Genomic DNA, 14,865 nt, shown 5'->3' with positions numbered 1-14,865 from the left:
TTGGGGGCCCAACCATCGGAGCGGGACATGCGAGACGAGAGCATCGGGCGCAGGGGCTGGATCAAGCTGGTGGGCGGCGCCGCGGGCGCGGGCGCGGCGCTGGTGGTGGCGAGGCAGGCGGGCGCGGCCCCGCCGGCCGCGGGCAAGGGGATGCAGGCCATCCCGTGGCCGTACGCGCCGCTCGACCCGGACGCCACCGCGGAGCGCGCGTTCAAGGGCTACCTGGAGGGCCACTGCATGTACGGCGCCTTCGACGCGCTCGCCGGCCAGGTGGCCGACAAGCTGGGCGCGCCGTACGCCTCGTTCCCGACGAAGCTGTTCACCTACGGCGCGGGCGGCGTCGCCGGCTGGGCCACGCTCTGCGGCGCGCTGAACGGCGCGGCGGCGGCGTTCCAGCTCCTCTCGCCGAAGCCGGAGCCGCTGGTGGACGCGCTCTTCCGCCAGTACGAGCAGGCGTCGCTGCCGGACTGGGTGCCGGCGTCGGCCAAGTTCCCCAACGTGAAGTCGGTGGCGGGCTCGGTGCTCTGCCACGCGTCGGTCTCGGCCTGGTGCAAGGCGTCCGGCAAGAAGGCCTACTCGCCCGAGCGCAAGGAGCGCTGCGGCGTGCTCACCGCCTCGGTGGCGCGCCACGCGGCCATCATCCTCAACGCGCAGCACGCCGGGAAGGCGTTCCCGGTGCTGGAGGACAAGGCCACCGCCGAGTGCGCCTCGTGTCACGAGAAGGGCGGCGTCCTCGAGAACACCCGTGCCAAGATGGCGTGCGGAGGGTGCCACTTCAACCTGGGCACCAAGCACCCGGCCATCTGATCCGACGCCCGAGAAACGACATCATGACGCTGACCCCATTCCTGCTCGCACTCTCGCTCGCACAGACCACCCCCGCCGCCGATCCGGCCGCGGCCGCCGCGCAGCCGGCGCCCGCGCCGGTGAAGGCCGCGCCCACGCTCGCGGGCGCGCTCGCCAACGCCCCGAAGCCGACGTTCTGGGGCTTCGTCAACGCCCAGTACTCGCGCACCGAGGGGCTGAACGGCGCCGACGACACCTCCTCCTTCGAGATCCGCCGCGCGCGCATCGGCGCCCGCGGCAAGGTCCACGATCTCGTCGGCTACAGCCTGCTGTTCGACGGCGCCGACTCCAAGCTGAAGGACGCGTACGCCTCCGTGTTCGCCCTGCCCGGCGTGGAGGTGCGCATGGGGCAGTGGAAGACGCCGTTCGGCTACGAGCAGTACGAGTCGGACACCAAGCTGCTGTGGGTGAACAGCTCGTACGTGGTCGCCTCGCTCGCCCGCGGCGTGGACTCGCGCGACCTCGGCGCGGGCCTCCTCGTCCAGACGCCGAAGCTCGGGCCGGTGTCGGCCGAGGTGCTGGGCTCGTTCGTGAACGGCGCGGGGCCGAACAAGAAGGACGACCTCGAGACGAAGAACTTCTGGGGCCGCGCCGGCCTGACCCTGAAGCTCCCGTCCATCACGCTGAAGGCGGGCGGCTCCTACGGCACCGGCCAGCAGGTGCAGGCCACCGGCGCGAACGGCGCCTTCGACGGCGTGGGCACGCCGGTCGACGACACGTACTTCTACTTCCACACGTACGGGGCCGACGCGACGCTCGACACGCCCTGGTTCTTCGCGGCCGCCGAGCTCATCCAGTCGGAGCGCGACCAGTCGCGCTACGCCACCGCCGCGGCGGTGACCACGGCGACGCGCACGAGCCGCACCGCGCGCGGCTGGTACGCGGGCGCGTACGGCAAGACCCCGTGGAACCTCGGGCCCATCTTCCGCGCCGAGCGCTTCGACGCGGACCGCTCCGCGCCCGGCGGGCGCCTCGAGCGCTACACCCTGGGCGCCTACGTGGACGTCGTCCCGGTGAACGCCCGGCTCATCCTCAACCACGAGCTCGACCAGGGGCAGACCGGCGCGGCGGGCCGCAACGGCGACCGCACCACGCTGTTCGCGCAGGTGATCTTCTAGGCGACCGGGCGGCCGTTCACGATGCGTGGACGGCCGCTCACGCCGGCTCGCCGGCGGACGCCGCGCGCACCGGCGCGGTGGCCGCCGGCGAGCGCGCCAGGAACGCCTCCACCGCCCGCATCGCCTCGTCGGGCCGCCGCTGGAGCACGAGGTGCGGCGCGTCGAGCATGCGGATCTCGGCGTCGGGGCGCACCAGCCGGATCTCGATGGCGAGGCCGGTGCGGAGCAGCCGGTCCTGCCGCCCGCCCAGGAACAGCACCGGCGCCGGGCAGTCGCGGAGCCATCCGGTCGCGTCCACGTGCAGCGCCTCGTGGGCGCGGCGCGCCATCACCCGCGGCTGGACCGACGCGACCGCGGCCTGCACGTCGGCCACCAGCGCGTCCGGCGCGTCGTGCCCGGCGAGCAGCACCCGCACCGCGTGCGCCGGCAGCGGCAGCCGGAAGAACGCGGGCGAGAGCGGCCGGAGCGCCGACACCAGCCGCGCCGCCGGCCGACGGTGGAAGCTCGCCGCCAGCACCACCCCGACCAGCCCCGGCGGCCGCCCGGCCGCGACGCGCAGCGCGAGCGGCCCGCCGAAGGACTCGCCCAGGAGCGCGAACCGCCGCCCGCGCGGCAGCTCGGCCCGGACCAGCTCGGCGAGCTCGGCGTAGGACAGCGCCCGGTCCGGCGGATACGACAGCGTGCGCAGCTCGAGCCTGCCGTTCGCGGCGCCCACGAACCGTTCGAGGAGCCGCCCGGTGCCGTCCAGGCCGGGCAGCAGCAGCGTGAGCAGCGGTCCGTCGGAGGCGGTCATGGTGTGACACGGTGACACGGCGGCCTGACGCGGCGCGTCTGCCGGTCGTCATAGACCGGAGGGAGGGCGTCGCGGGCGGCCACGGTGGGCTCCGCCGTCCGCCGCAGCCCGTGCGGCGTCGCGGCCGTTGGCGGGCGCCCCGGATCCTGCGAGGTTGGACCGGGCGGCGGCGCGCCGGTGGCGGCGCCGGCCGCCGGAACGGGGGAGGCCGATGATCGGGTGGATCAGCGCGCTCGCGCTCGCGGCCGCCGCCGCGCTGGTCGGCGTCCGGCGCGCCCGGTTCGCGCGCGAGGTCGCGGCGGAGGCGCGATCGCTCTGGGCGCTCCGGGAGGACGCGCCGCCCTCCCGCCTCGACCCCGGGACCCTGCCCGAGCCGGTGCGGCGCTACCTCGGGCTGGCCGGGGCGCTTGGGGCGGCGCCGCTCACCGCGGCCCGGCTCCGCCACGGCGGCGCCTTCCGGCCGGCGCTCGAGGGCGCGTGGCGGCCGATCCGCGGCGTGCAGTACCTCGCCGCCGAGCCGCCGGGCTTCGTGTGGTGGGGACGCGTGCGGCTCGCGCCCGGGGTCGAGGTCGCGGCGCGGGATCGCTCGGCCGGCGGCGAGGGCGGCATGCGGATCGCGCTCGCCTCCGCGCTGGTGGTGGCCGACGTCTCCGGCCCGGAGCTCGACGCGGCCGCGCTGCAACGCCTGCTCGGCGAGCTGGTGTGGCTCCCGACGGCGCTGCTCGACGCGCGGCACGTGGCGTGGCTGCCGCGCGACGCCTCGAGCGCGCGGGCGCGGCTGCGCGTGGGCGGGCGGGAGGTGGAGGTGACCTTCCACTTCGGGGGCGACGGCCTGCCGGAGCGGATCACCGCGCTGCGCTACCGTGACGTGAAGGGCCGGGGCGTGCTCACGCCGTGGACCGGGCGCTGCGCCGACTGGCGCGAGGTGGGCGGCGTGCGCGTCCCGTTCCGGATGGAGGCGAGCTGGGAGGTCGACGGCCGCGACCGGCCGTACGCGCGCTTCGAGCTGGAGCGCCTCGAGCACGGGGTCCCGCGGCCGTTCTAGGCCGCGGTCCCTCGTCGGGGCGGGAACGACGCCACGCTCGACGCGCCGAAGGAACGGGCGCGGGGCGCGATTCCCCGACGGTTTTCTGCTCGTCAGATGACGTTCGGGTTCCGCCCTTGGGGCGCGGCGATGCTGGCGCGAAGTAGGGAACACTGACAGCTCGCCTCACCCACACGCACGCTCACTCGGGGGAAATCGATGCGCACCACACGCACCACCACGCTGGCCTTGCTCGCGGCGCTGGCGCTCGCGCCGTCCGCCGCGTCCGCCGCGGCCGACGAGCCGCAGCTCCCGGACGTCGCTCCGACGACCGACAACCCGTCGCACCCGCTCGGCGACGCGCAGGCGGCGCGCAAGGCGATCGCGATCCAGGCGAAGCTGAACGGAAAGGCGAAGGGCAAGACGCACCAGGTCGCGCGCGGCCAGTACGTCGAGCTCGAGCGGCAGGGCGAGGACCGGATCTGGACGGTCGTGGGCGAGTTCGGCGAGCAGGTGAACCCGAGCTACGGCGGCACCGCCGGCCCGCTGCGCAACCAGATCCCGGAGCCGGACCGCGCGGTGGACAACTCCACCATCTGGGCGCGGGACTTCAGCCGCGCGTACTACGAGGCGCTGCTGTTCTCCGACGCGCCCGGCGACGTCTCCATGCGGAACTTCTACAAGGAGCTCTCGGCGAACCGCTACACGGTGGACGGCGAGGTCACCGACTGGGTGAAGGTGCCGTTCAACGAGGCCAGCTACGGCGCGAACTACTGCGGCGGCATCGTGTGCGCCCGCACCTGGCTGTTCGTGCGCGACGCGGTGAACGCCTGGTACGCCCGGCAGATCGCGGCGGGCCGGACGCCGGCCGAGATCGACGCGTACCTGGCGCAGTACGACGTGTGGGACCGGTACGACCACGACGGCGACGGCAACTTCAACGAGCCGGACGGCTACATCGACCACTTCCAGGCGATCCACGCGGGCGAGGGCGAGGAGACCGGCGGCGGCGCGCAGGGCACCGACGCGATCTGGAGCCACCGCTGGTACGCCTTCTACAACAACATCGGCGTCACCGGCCCGTCGTTCAACCGCGCCGGCGGCATCCGCATCGGCAACAGCAGCTACTGGATCGGCGACTACACCATCGAGCCGGAGAACGGCGGCGTGGGCGTGTTCGCCCACGAGTTCGGCCACGACCTCGGCCTGCCCGACCTCTACGACACCTCCGGCAACACCGGCGGCGCCGAGAACTCCACGGGCTTCTGGACGCTCTACTCGGTCGGCTCCTACGGCGCCTCGGGACGGCCGGAGGACGGCCTGGGCACGAAGCCCATCCACATGAGCGCGTACGAGAAGATCTTCCTCGGCTGGTCGAACTACCAGGTGGTGCGCGCCGGCCAGTACGCTTCCCTGAAGCTCGGCCCGGCGGAGGCGAGCACCAAGCAGGCGCAGACGCTGGTGGTGCTGCTGCCGGACAAGGTGGTGGAGAGCAACGTCGGCGCGCCGTACGCCGGCACGTACTTCTACTACTCGGGCGCCGGGAACGACCTCGACCACTCGATGACGCGCCAGGTGACGCTGCCCGCGGGGACCGCGGCGCTCACCGCCAAGGTGCGGTTCGACATCGAGCTGGACTGGGACTACGCGTACCTGACCGTGAACGGCGCGCCGGTCGCCACCAACCTCTCGACCTCGACGAACCCGAACGGCCAGAACTTCGGCGACGGCATCACCGGCTCGTCCGGCGGCGCCTGGGTGGACCTCACCGCCGACCTGTCGGCGTGGGCGGGCCAGACGGTGACGCTCGGGTTCCGCTACTGGACCGACGTGGCGGAGGTCCGGCCCGGCTTCTTCGTGGACGAGATCGCCGTCAGCGGCCAGGCGGTGGACGGCGGCGAGACGGACGCGGGCTGGACCTACCACGGCTTCGTGCGCACCGACGGCACGTTCGCGACCCCGTACTTCAACGCCTACTTCGCCGAGTACCGGCAGTACCGTGGGTACGACCGGTCGCTCGCCACCGGCCCGTACACGTTCGGCTACCTGAACGACCCGGCGCTGCAGAACTGGGTGGACCACTTCCCGTACCAGGACGGCCTGCTCGTCTGGTACTACGACACCTCCTTCGCCAACAACAACGTGGGCGACGCGTGCGCGAGCGGCCGCTGCGGCGGCCTGTTCCTGCCGGTGGACGCGCACCCCGGGCTCGTCCTGCGCCCCGACAACGGGAAGGCCTGGCGCCCGCGCTTCCAGGCGTACGACTCGACGTTCGGGCTCGAGCCGACCGACGTGGTGTGCCTGCACGCGAACAGCCAGGAGGGCTGCTTCGGCGGGCTCGCCGGCAACCCGCTCTTCGACGACACGCAGAGCTACTGGGTGCCGCCCGATCCGTCGCTCAACCACTACGGCTGGTCGAGCGTGATCGTGCCGAACACCGGGACCACCATCCGCGTGGTCGGGACCTCGGCGCATGGGGACTTCATGCAGGTCGTCGTCGCGCCGAAGCGCTAGCGCTAGCGCTCGCGCGAGGGAGGGGGCGCGGGGAGGGCCGGCACGGCGCCGGTCCCTCCGCCGCGTCCCCGCCGCGCGCTGCGGCTCAGGGGACGTACACCGCGGGCCCGGGCCGGCCGGGCAGCCCGTCCACCTCGCTGCGCGAGACGAAGGTGAGGCCGTCGTCGGTCGAGACGTGGAGCAGGTCGCCGCCGAGGTAGAGCGCCGGGCCGCCGGTGGAGACCGCCTCCAGCCACGCCGGACCGCCGGACGCCGGCGCGAACGTGGCGCCCCCGTCCGTCGAGCTGAACAGCCCCACGTTCGAGGCCACGTGGATCGCGCCGGAGGGCGCGATCGCGACGCCGCGCAGGGACAGCGTGGAGCCGCTCGGCGCGGCCAGCCCGGCCGCCGCGCCGCGCTCGGCGAAGGTGGCGCCGCCGTCGGTGGACACGAACACCGTGTCGCGCGCGGCCACCGCGACGGTGCCGCCGCGGGCGTCCACGCCGACCGTGTCGGAGAGGTAGCTCGTCGAGCCGGCGGGCGGGAGCCGCTGCGTGAAGTGCGCGCCGCCGTCGGTGGAGACCTTCAGCCAGGACATCTGCCCGAGGTACACGGTGCTCGCGTCCGGCGCGGCCACGCAGGCGGCCATGGACGGATCGGTGAGCGTCGCGGGCGGCGCGAAGTGGGCCCCGCCGTCGGAGGAGATCGAGAGGCCGAAGGTGGTGACCGCGTAGACGCGCGCGCCGACCGCCGCGAGGTCCTCGACGCCCGCGTCCCCGAGGCCGTCCGCCTTGGTGCGGAGCACGAACGTGCGGAACCCGTCGGTGGAGACGGCCACGCCCGAGTCGAGCGCGGCGTAGAGCGAGCCGCCCGCGGCGGCCACGTCGCGCACGCCGCCGGCGGGCAGCTCGGCGGAGCGGAAGCTCGCGCCCGTGTCGGTGGAAAGGTAGAAGCCGGGCGCGTAGCCGACGTACACGCGCGCGCCCTCGGCGTACACCGTGGAGGCGATGGCCGTGGTCCGGTCGGGCGCCACGAACCAGCGCGGCGCGAACGTCGCCCCGCCGTCCGTCGAGGCGCAGAAGGCGTCGGTGGAGCCGGACCAGTAGCGCTGCCCGCTCACCACCCAGACGGCCTGGCCGGAGACGGCCACGTCCAGGATCGAGGTCTCGCCCGCCGGGCACGGGCGCGCGACGGAGGTGGCCGAGGCGGGCGCGCCGGTCGCGTCGCGGCCCAGGATGGCGAGGCCGGCGGCGGTGGCGGCGTACACGCGGTCGGCGGTCACCGCGATGGCGCGGACGTCGGCGGAGGGGAGGGCAGGGACGGTGCCGGTGTCGAGCCCGGCGAACGTCGCGCCGCCGTCGGTGGAGCGGAGCAGGCCGGTCGAGGTCGCGGCGAACACGTCGCCGGTGCCGGGATCGAGCGCCACGTCGGCGACGGCCCGGTCCGCGATGGTCCACGCGAAGGTGCGCGCCCGGTCGTGCGAGACCGCGAGGCCGAGCGAGGTCGCGACGTACACGTCCTTGCCGGCGCCGGCGATCGCCGTCACCCAGGCGTCGTTGCCGTCCACGGTGCGCTGCAGGAGGGGGACGAACGTGGCGCCGCCGTCCACGGATCGGTAGAGCCCCTCCTCCGTGCCGGCCAGCACCAGGCTGCCCTCGGCCCACACCGCGCGGCCGGGGAGGTTCCAGCCGCCCGCGGGGCTCACCAGGCGCGTGAGCGACCACGCGGCCCCGTCGTCGGAGCCGGCGACGCCGCGCTCGGTGGCGCGCCAGAGGCGGCCGGTGACGGGATCCCGGTGGAACGCGTACGTCCACCCGGCGCCGCCCAGGGCCACGAACCGGGCCGGCACCGGCCCGGCGCCGCGCGCGATGCCCCCGGCGGTCGCGACGTAGGTGAAGCCCGAGGTGGACACCGAGTACCGCTGCTGGCGCACCGCCTCGCGGTTCCCCGCCCGGTCCACCGAGTAGTAGCGGAGCACGGTCTCGCCCTCGCCGACCGCGATGGGCCCGGCGGCGGCGCCCTCCACCACCGTGCCGTTGCCCGGCGCGGGCACGCTGCCGTCCGTGGTGTACACCACGCGCGCGCAGCCGGAGCCGCCCGCGTCGGTGCAGGTGAGCGTGACCTGCTGCGCCGCGGCGTACACGCCGTCGGTGACGCTCGCCGTCGTGACCGGCTCGACGCAGTCCGGATCGGTGGTGAACGTCCAGGACACCGCGGCGGGCAGGCCGTTGCCGGCGAGGTCGGTGACGCCGGCGTCGAGCGTCGCGGTGTAGGCGGTGTTGCACTCGAGGCGGCGGTCGGGCGGGAAGCGCGCGGTGCGCGTGGCGGCGTCGTAGGCGGCGCCGGTCGCCTGGGCCGGCGAGAGCGTCAGCCGGGCGGCGGTCACCGTCGCGGGATCCATGTCCTCGTCGAACACGGCCGCCGGCACCGCGTCCAGGGCGACGCCGGTGGCGCCGTCCGGCGGGAACACCGAGGCGACGCCGGGCGGATCGACGTCGATGACGTAGGTGCCGGTGCCGGTGGTGCTCCGGTTCCCCTCGCCGTCCAGCGCGAAGAAGCTCAGGGTCGCGCTCGCCTCGAGGCGCACCGGTCCGACGTACGTCTGCGCGGCGCCGCCGTTCACCGCGTACACCGTCTGCGCACAGCCCGAGCCGCCGGGCTCGTCGGCGCAGGTGAGCGTCACGTCCACGGGGTGGTTGAAGTGGCCGCCGGCGGGGTCGGCGGCGACCGTCGGGGGCACCGTGTCCGGCGCGCCGCGGGTGTCGAAGCCGAGCACCCAGCCGCTGAACGGCTCGCCGCGCGCGCCGCGCGCGGTGGGCAGGATCAGGACCGCGTACGAGGTCGAGAGCGCGAGCGGCGCCGCCGGCGTGAGCACCAGGGTCGCGGTGGCCGCGTCGTAGGCCGGCGTGAACGCCACCGGGGTCGCCCCGCGCCGGAACGACAGCGCGGAGGGCAGGGTGGACGTGTCCACGCAGGTGTTGAAGCGGATCCGCACCGTCGCGTTCACCGAGACGCCGTCGGCCCCCTGCGCCGGCGAGGACTCGACCACCTGCAGCGACGTCGCGGCGGGGAGCGCGCAGGACGGGGCGCCGGGGCTGCCGCCGCCGCCGCCGCCGCCGCCGGAGCAGCCGGCGAGCGCGAGGGCGGAGGCGAGGGCGACGGCGAGGGACGGCGAGGCAGCAGTGCGGTGCATGCGGGTCCTCCGAGGAGGCGCGCAGTGTACACGGGGGGTGCGCGCGGTCGAGCGGCAGGCCCGGGACAGGGGTAGGCCGCTGTCGGGCACTTGGCCCGACCCGAGCGCCGGGTGCTAATGGGTGCGATGCCGATCCCCGCCCTCGCACTCGCCGTGGCCGCGCTCGCCGCCGCCGCCCCCGCCGTGCCGCCGCTCCCCGCCGGCGAGGTCCCGCCCGCGCTGCGGCTCCCCGCCGGCGTGCGGCCCGTCCGCGGGGAGGTGTCGCTGACCCTCGATCCCGCCGCGGAGCGCTACCGCGGCCGCGTCCGCTACCCGGTGGTCCTCGACGCGCCGGCGCGCGTGGTCTGGCTGCACGCGGAGGGGCTGGAGATCGAGGAGGCGCGGGTGGGCGGCCGGCCGGCGCGGGCGGTGCTCGCCGACGGCGGGCTGCTCGGCCTCGTGCCCGACGCCCCGCAGCCGCCGGGCGAGGCGACGGTGGAGATCGCGTTCGCCGGCGCGGTGGACCGGGTGCGGAGCCGCGGCCTGTACGCGGTGCCGGAGGCGGGGCGCTGGTACGCGTACACGTTCTTCGAGCCCGCCGACGCCCGGCGCGCCTTCCCGTGCTTCGACGAGCCGGGCTTCAAGATCCCCTGGCGCCTCTCGCTGACGGTGAAGCCGGGGGATCGGGCCCTCGCGAACACCCCGGCGGCCCGCGAGGCCCCGGACGGCGGGGGGACGCGCGTGGAGTTCGCCGAGACGCGGCCGCTGCCTTCCTACCTGGTCGCGTTCGTGGTGGGCCCGTTCGACCTGGTGGACGGCGGCGCCGGGGGCGCGGCCCGCGTGCCGGTGCGCTTCGTGGTGCCGCGCGGGCGCGGCGGCGAGACCCGCTACGCGGCCTCGGTCACCGCGCGCATGCTCGACCTCATCGAGGCGGAGACCGGCGTCCCGTACCCCTACGAGAAGTGCGACGTGGCGGTGGTGCCGCGCTTCTGGGGCACCATGGAGCACCCCGGGATCGTGGCGCTGGGCCAGCCGCTCACGCTCATCCCGCCGGCGGAGGAGACGCGCGAGCGGCGGCTCCGCTACGCGACCATCGCGATGCACGAGCTCGTGCATCACTGGTTCGGCGACCTCGTCACCATGGCCTGGTGGGACGACACCTGGCTGAACGAGTCGCTCACCAGCTTCCTCGACTCGGTGGTCGTGGACGCGCTCGAGCCGGCCTGGCGGCGCACCGCCCGCCGCCGCGCCGAGGGCCGGGCCTCGGCGCTCGAGGCGGACGTGCTCGCCGCGGCGAAGCGCCTGCGCGAGCCGGTCGGCTCGCGCGACGAGATCGAGGGCGCGTTCGACAACGCCATCACCTACGACAAGGGCGCCGCGGTGGCCGCCATGTACGAGCGGTTCCTGGGGCGCGAGGCGTGGCGCGCGGTGCTGCGCGACCACCTGCTCGCGCACGCGCACCGCACCGCCACGACCGAGGACTCCTCGCCACGCTGGCGTCGCGCTCGTCGCCGGCCGTGGCCGCCTCGCTGCGCGGCTTCCTGGAGCGCCCGGGCGTGCCGCTCGTCCGCGCCGCGGTCCGCTGCGACGGGCGCGGCGCCGCGGCGGTGGTGCGCCAGGAGCGCTTCCTCGCCTCCGGCGCGCGCGACCCCGCGGCCACCTGGTCGATCCCGCTCTGCGTGCGCGCCGGCGCGGGCGCGCGGGTGGAGACGGCGTGCGGCCTCGTGGGCGGCGACGGGCCCGAGGGCGAGGTGGCGCTGCCGTTCTGCCCGGAGTGGCTCTGGCCCAACGCGGGCGGGACCGGGTACCACCTCACCGCGCTCGATCCGGCGGCGCTCCCCGGCCTCTGGCCGCACCTCGCGCCGGCGGAGCGGCTCGCGCTCGCCACCGACGCCTCCCTGCTCGCGCGGCGCGGCGACCTCCCGCCCGAGGCGGCGCTCGGCCTGGTGGCGCCGCTCGCCGGGAGCGAGGACGGGCTGCAGGTGGAGGCCTCGCTGGAGCTGGCGCGGCTGGCGCAGCCGGAGTGGCTCGACGCCGCCGATCACGCGCGCTGGCGGGCGTTCGTGCGCGAGACCTGGGGGCCGCGGGCGCGCGCGATCGGCTGGATGCCCCGGCGCGGCGAGCCGGACGAGGCGACGGCGCTGCGGCGGCTGCTCCTGCCGCGGGTGGCGGGCGAGGGCGAGGACCCGGCGCTCGCGGGCGAGGCGGCGCGGCTCGCGCGGCGGTGGCTCGCCGACCGCCGGTCGGTGCCGGCCGAGGCGGCCTGGCCGGCGCTGGAGGTGGCGGCGCGCACCGGGGACGCGGCGCTGTTCGACCGGATCCTCGCGGCGGCGCGCGGCGCGCGGGACCGGACCGACCGGGCGCGCCTGCTCGCGATCCTCGGGCGCTTCGAGCGGCCCGCGCTCGTCGATCGCGCGCTGGCGCTGGTCGCCTCCGGCGCGGAGGACCTCCGCGACACCGCCGCGATCCTCCGCGTGGCGCTGGCCGGGCGGGAGACGCGCTGGCGCGCCTGGGAGCTCCTGCGCACGCGCTGGGAGGCGATCGCGCCGCGGCTGCGGAGCGACGAGGGGTCGTGGCTGGTGGAGCAGGCCGCCGGGCTCGCCTGCGATCCCGGCCGCGCCGGCGAGGTCGCCGCGTTCCTTCGTCCCCGCGCCGAGGCGTTCGACGGGGCGCCGCGGGCGCTGGCCCGTGCCCTGGAGGACGCCGGGGCCTGCCGCGCCGCCCGCGCCCGCAACGGGCCCGCCGTGGCGCGGTTCCTGGCGCGGTAGCGGCGGCCGACCACCTCGCCTCCCGACCGCCGCCGGTGTGGGACACCAGGCGACGCGGGTGAACGCGAGCGGCGCCGAGCACCGGCCGCCGGGGACGTCACTGCTCGTGTACCCGCTCGCACAGTGCTAGCCTGCGCGCCGGCACATCCCCGTGCCCCGGGAGGGCGGCGAGATGAACGAGGGACTTCTGCGCAGGCTCGGCGTGCTGGTCGCGGCCCTGGCGGTGAGCACCGCCGCTCCCGCCCACGCCCAGGAGAAGGCCGAAGCTCCGGTAAACTGGACGCGCGGACCCGCGACGGCGGACGTCGGAAAGGACGTGGGCGAGATCGCCCTGGGCGACAGCCTGGCGCTGGCCGGCGAGGAGGACACGCAACGCCTGCTCCGCGAGATGGGGAACCCGACCCACGGCTCGGAGGTGGGGCTCGTCGTCCCGACCGTGGACGGCGAGAGCTGGTTCGTCATCCTCGAGTGGCAGGGCATCGGATTCGTCAAGGACGACGAGCGCAACACCATCGACGCGGATGCGCTCCTGAAGAACATCCAGAGGGCGACCGAGGCCGCCAACAAGGAGCGGAAGAAGACCGGGGCAAGCGCCCTTCACGTCGTCGGCTGGGCCGAGGCTCCCCACTACGACCAGGCTTCCCACAACCTGACCTGGGCGATCCGCGGGAAGACCGACGACGGTGAGGAGGTCGTGAACTACAACGTCCGGCTGCTGGGGCGAGAGGGCGTCATGTCGGTCACCTACGTGGACGATCCGGCGGGAATCGCGAACGCAAAGCCCAAGGTCGACGCCGTCATCCAGGGGTTCAGCTTCAAGCGCGGCAAGACGTACGCGGAGTGGGTCCCGGGCGACAAGGTCGCCGCGTACGGGTTGACGGCGCTGGTCGCGGCCGGAGCCGGGGCCGCCGCGGTGAAGACGGGCCTCCTGGCGGCGCTCGGCGGATTCATCGCCAAGGCCTGGAAGGCGGTGGCGGTCGCGCTGGTGGCGCTGGGCGCGGGCATCGCGCGCACCGTGAAGAGCCTCTTCGCCCGGAAGCCGCGCTCCGGGGGGGCGCCTTCCGATGGCTGATCGCGGAGGGCCGTGATCGCCCATGCAGGCGCTCCTCGCAGACATCCTGCCCTGGATCGCGGTGTTCTACTGGTTCGACGGGCTGGCCGAGATCCGGGGCGGGCAGTTCTACCTGTCGTCGGCCTGGGGCGGCGGCTTCCGGCTGCTGCGCCCGGGGCTGCGCCACCTCGGGCTCGCGCCCGCGGCGGAGGCCATCGCCGTGATGAACCTGCCCTGGCTCGCGACCCGGGACGCGCTGCTGGCCTTCGATCCGAAGCGACGCTTCGATCTCGTCACGATCCGTGAGGGAGACGTGAGCTGCCTCCCGTGGGCGGCCGTCGACCCGGAGGCCGTCGGCAAGCAGGTGCGCTCGCGGGGACGGACGCTCGTCGTGGCGGCGCAGCCGTACCTTGCGGCGCAGCTCGCGGGAGCGCTCCGGTCGCTGAAGGCAGGACTCGGAACCGCGAGCGAGCCAGAGGCGGCGGCTTCCGGGCTCGCCGAGATTCGCGCGCGACAGCGCTGGCTCCGGCGCGGGTTGAGGGCGGTCGCCACGCTCCTGTTCCTGTGGACGTTCGGGCTCGGCGCGCTGGTTGCGTACGGTGGGCTCACCCTTCCACCGGGAACGGGGGTCGAGCTGCTCGCGCTGCTGCTCCTCCTCGAGCTGGCGCTCGCCGTCGCGTACGCCCGCGCAGGAGGGGCAAGCCGGGCAGAGGCCGTGTCGCAGGCGAGCTGGCTCGTGCTCTGGCCCGTGGCGGCGCTGCACCCGCTGCTCCACCTGTCGCTCCGTCAAGCGGGGTCCCGACCCGCGCTCGAGGCGGCGGCGGCCGTGCTTCCCGCCGAAGCGTCACGCGAGCTCGCCGCGACGGAGTTCGGCCGGGCGAAGGCGAGCCTGGAGCTCGCGGACGGCGTGCTCGCCGAGGCGTTGGCCCGGCGCGTACAGGTCATCGTCGCGTCGGCGAAGCGCGCCGGGATGGAGGAACGAGATCTCTCTCGCCCACCCGAGCGCGACGCCCGCGACGGTTCCTGGTGCCCGGCCTGTAGGGCGTGCTTCGTGCCGGGAACCACGCGCTGTACGGACTGCGACGTGCCGCTCCGCGCGTTCGGCTGACGCCCGGCGCTCTCGGAACCCGAGGCGGCCTACTTCGTTCCCTCGCCGTCCCTGACGTGCTGCATGGCGGCGGAGTTCATGCAGTAGCGCAGCCCGGTGGGCGGCGGACCGTCCGGGAACACGTGGCCCAGGTGACCGTCGCAGCGGGCGCACCGGACCTCGGTGCGGCGCATGCCGTACGAGCGATCGTGCACCTCCACCACCGCGTCCTCCGACACCGGCCGGGTGAACGAGGGCCAGCCGGTGCCGGACTCGAACTTCTCGCCGGAGCGGAACAGCGGGTTCCCGCAGCCCGCGCAGACGTAGGTCCCCGGCTCGTGCGTGCCGAGGAAGCAGCCGGTGCCGGGGGGCTCGGTGCCGTGGCCGCGCAGCACCTGGTACTGCTCCGGCGTGAGCCGGTCGCGCCACTCGGCGTCGGAGAGGATGAGCTTTTCCATGGGCACCTCGGGGCACCTCGCGGCGGACCTCGCGCGCGGTGGGTAGGCGCGCGTC

General features: G+C 75.4%; 10 protein-coding genes and 1 pseudogene. 8 read left to right on the top strand and 3 right to left on the bottom strand.

Annotated elements, in window-relative coordinates; all coding sequences use genetic code 11:
• Positions 1–27 precede the first annotated feature (27 nt).
• Complete coding sequence (locus ACOQFB_RS19735) at positions 28–807, top strand: C-GCAxxG-C-C family protein (protein WP_059436826.1); 780 nt, start codon at positions 28–30, stop codon at positions 805–807.
• Between the two features lie 23 nt (positions 808–830).
• Entirely contained in the window at positions 831–1,964 is a 1,134-nt protein-coding gene (locus ACOQFB_RS19730; protein WP_421609618.1) for a porin, read from the top strand.
• Between the two features lie 37 nt (positions 1,965–2,001).
• Here ACOQFB_RS19730 and ACOQFB_RS19725 read toward each other — a convergent pair whose 3' ends face one another.
• Positions 2,002–2,757, bottom strand: a complete 756-nt coding sequence (locus ACOQFB_RS19725; RefSeq protein ID WP_059436824.1) for an alpha/beta fold hydrolase — start codon at positions 2,755–2,757, stop codon at positions 2,002–2,004.
• A gap of 211 nt (positions 2,758–2,968) precedes the next feature.
• Here ACOQFB_RS19725 and ACOQFB_RS19720 point away from each other — a divergent pair, with 211 nt between their 5' ends.
• The gene (locus ACOQFB_RS19720; protein ID WP_059436823.1) at positions 2,969–3,802 is read left to right on the top strand and encodes a DUF6544 family protein; all 834 of its coding nucleotides are present in this window, start codon (positions 2,969–2,971) and stop codon (positions 3,800–3,802) included.
• Positions 3,803–4,000: 198 nt separating this feature from the next.
• Positions 4,001–6,295 carry a M6 family metalloprotease domain-containing protein gene (locus tag ACOQFB_RS19715; RefSeq protein ID WP_421609617.1) on the top strand — a complete coding sequence of 765 codons (2,295 nt, stop codon included), beginning with the start codon at positions 4,001–4,003 and terminating at the stop codon, positions 6,293–6,295.
• Between the two features lie 85 nt (positions 6,296–6,380).
• Here the strand turns inward: ACOQFB_RS19715 and ACOQFB_RS19710 are convergent, their stop codons facing one another.
• On the bottom strand, positions 6,381–9,467 hold the full coding sequence (locus tag ACOQFB_RS19710) for an Ig-like domain-containing protein (RefSeq protein ID WP_421609616.1): 3,087 nt from the start codon (positions 9,465–9,467) through the stop codon (positions 6,381–6,383).
• A 117-nt stretch (positions 9,468–9,584) separates the two neighbouring features.
• Between ACOQFB_RS19710 and ACOQFB_RS19705 the strand changes: the two are divergent.
• From ACOQFB_RS19705 to ACOQFB_RS19690, 4 genes and pseudogenes are all read left to right on the top strand, one after another.
• A pseudogene (locus ACOQFB_RS19705) lies at positions 9,585–10,868 on the top strand (M1 family metallopeptidase); the annotation flags it as partial.
• Between the two features lie 95 nt (positions 10,869–10,963).
• Positions 10,964–12,214 carry an ERAP1-like C-terminal domain-containing protein gene (locus ACOQFB_RS19700; RefSeq protein ID WP_494492334.1) on the top strand — a complete coding sequence of 417 codons (1,251 nt, stop codon included), beginning with the start codon at positions 10,964–10,966 and terminating at the stop codon, positions 12,212–12,214.
• Between the two features lie 172 nt (positions 12,215–12,386).
• Positions 12,387–13,286: a DUF2167 domain-containing protein gene (locus tag ACOQFB_RS19695; RefSeq protein WP_152643318.1), complete on the top strand. Its 900-nt coding sequence runs from the start codon at positions 12,387–12,389 to the stop codon at positions 13,284–13,286.
• Positions 13,287–13,308: 22 nt separating this feature from the next.
• Positions 13,309–14,373, top strand: coding sequence for a hypothetical protein (locus tag ACOQFB_RS19690; RefSeq protein ID WP_059436818.1), 1,065 nt, complete (start codon positions 13,309–13,311; stop codon positions 14,371–14,373).
• A 29-nt stretch (positions 14,374–14,402) separates the two neighbouring features.
• Here ACOQFB_RS19690 and msrB read toward each other — a convergent pair whose 3' ends face one another.
• Positions 14,403–14,810 (bottom strand): peptide-methionine (R)-S-oxide reductase MsrB, encoded by a 408-nt coding sequence (gene msrB / locus ACOQFB_RS19685; RefSeq protein WP_421609615.1) that lies wholly within the window; start codon positions 14,808–14,810, stop codon positions 14,403–14,405.
• Between the last annotated feature and the right edge of the window lie 55 nt (positions 14,811–14,865).

This window comes from Anaeromyxobacter sp. Red801 (assembly GCF_049201065.2).
GTDB lineage: Bacteria > Myxococcota > Myxococcia > Myxococcales > Anaeromyxobacteraceae > Anaeromyxobacter.
The sequence above is the reverse complement of the archived record's forward strand: the minus strand, read 5'-3'. Positions and strand labels throughout refer to the sequence as shown.

Excerpts from the sequence above, each read along its gene's own strand:
- ACOQFB_RS19735 (WP_059436826.1), top strand. The coding sequence starts at position 28 with ATGCGAGACGAGAGCATCGGGCGCAGGGGCTGGATCAAGCTGGTGGGC.
- ACOQFB_RS19715 (WP_421609617.1), top strand. The coding sequence starts at position 4,001 with ATGCGCACCACACGCACCACCACGCTGGCCTTGCTCGCGGCGCTGGCG.
- ACOQFB_RS19695 (WP_152643318.1), top strand. The coding sequence starts at position 12,387 with ATGAACGAGGGACTTCTGCGCAGGCTCGGCGTGCTGGTCGCGGCCCTG.
- ACOQFB_RS19730 (WP_421609618.1), top strand. The coding sequence starts at position 831 with ATGACGCTGACCCCATTCCTGCTCGCACTCTCGCTCGCACAGACCACC.
- ACOQFB_RS19725 (WP_059436824.1), bottom strand. The coding sequence starts at position 2,757 with ATGACCGCCTCCGACGGACCGCTGCTCACGCTGCTGCTGCCCGGCCTG.
- ACOQFB_RS19710 (WP_421609616.1), bottom strand. The coding sequence starts at position 9,467 with ATGCACCGCACTGCTGCCTCGCCGTCCCTCGCCGTCGCCCTCGCCTCC.
- msrB (WP_421609615.1), bottom strand. The coding sequence starts at position 14,810 with ATGGAAAAGCTCATCCTCTCCGACGCCGAGTGGCGCGACCGGCTCACG.
- ACOQFB_RS19690 (WP_059436818.1), top strand. The coding sequence starts at position 13,309 with ATGCAGGCGCTCCTCGCAGACATCCTGCCCTGGATCGCGGTGTTCTAC.
- ACOQFB_RS19720 (WP_059436823.1), top strand. The coding sequence starts at position 2,969 with ATGATCGGGTGGATCAGCGCGCTCGCGCTCGCGGCCGCCGCCGCGCTG.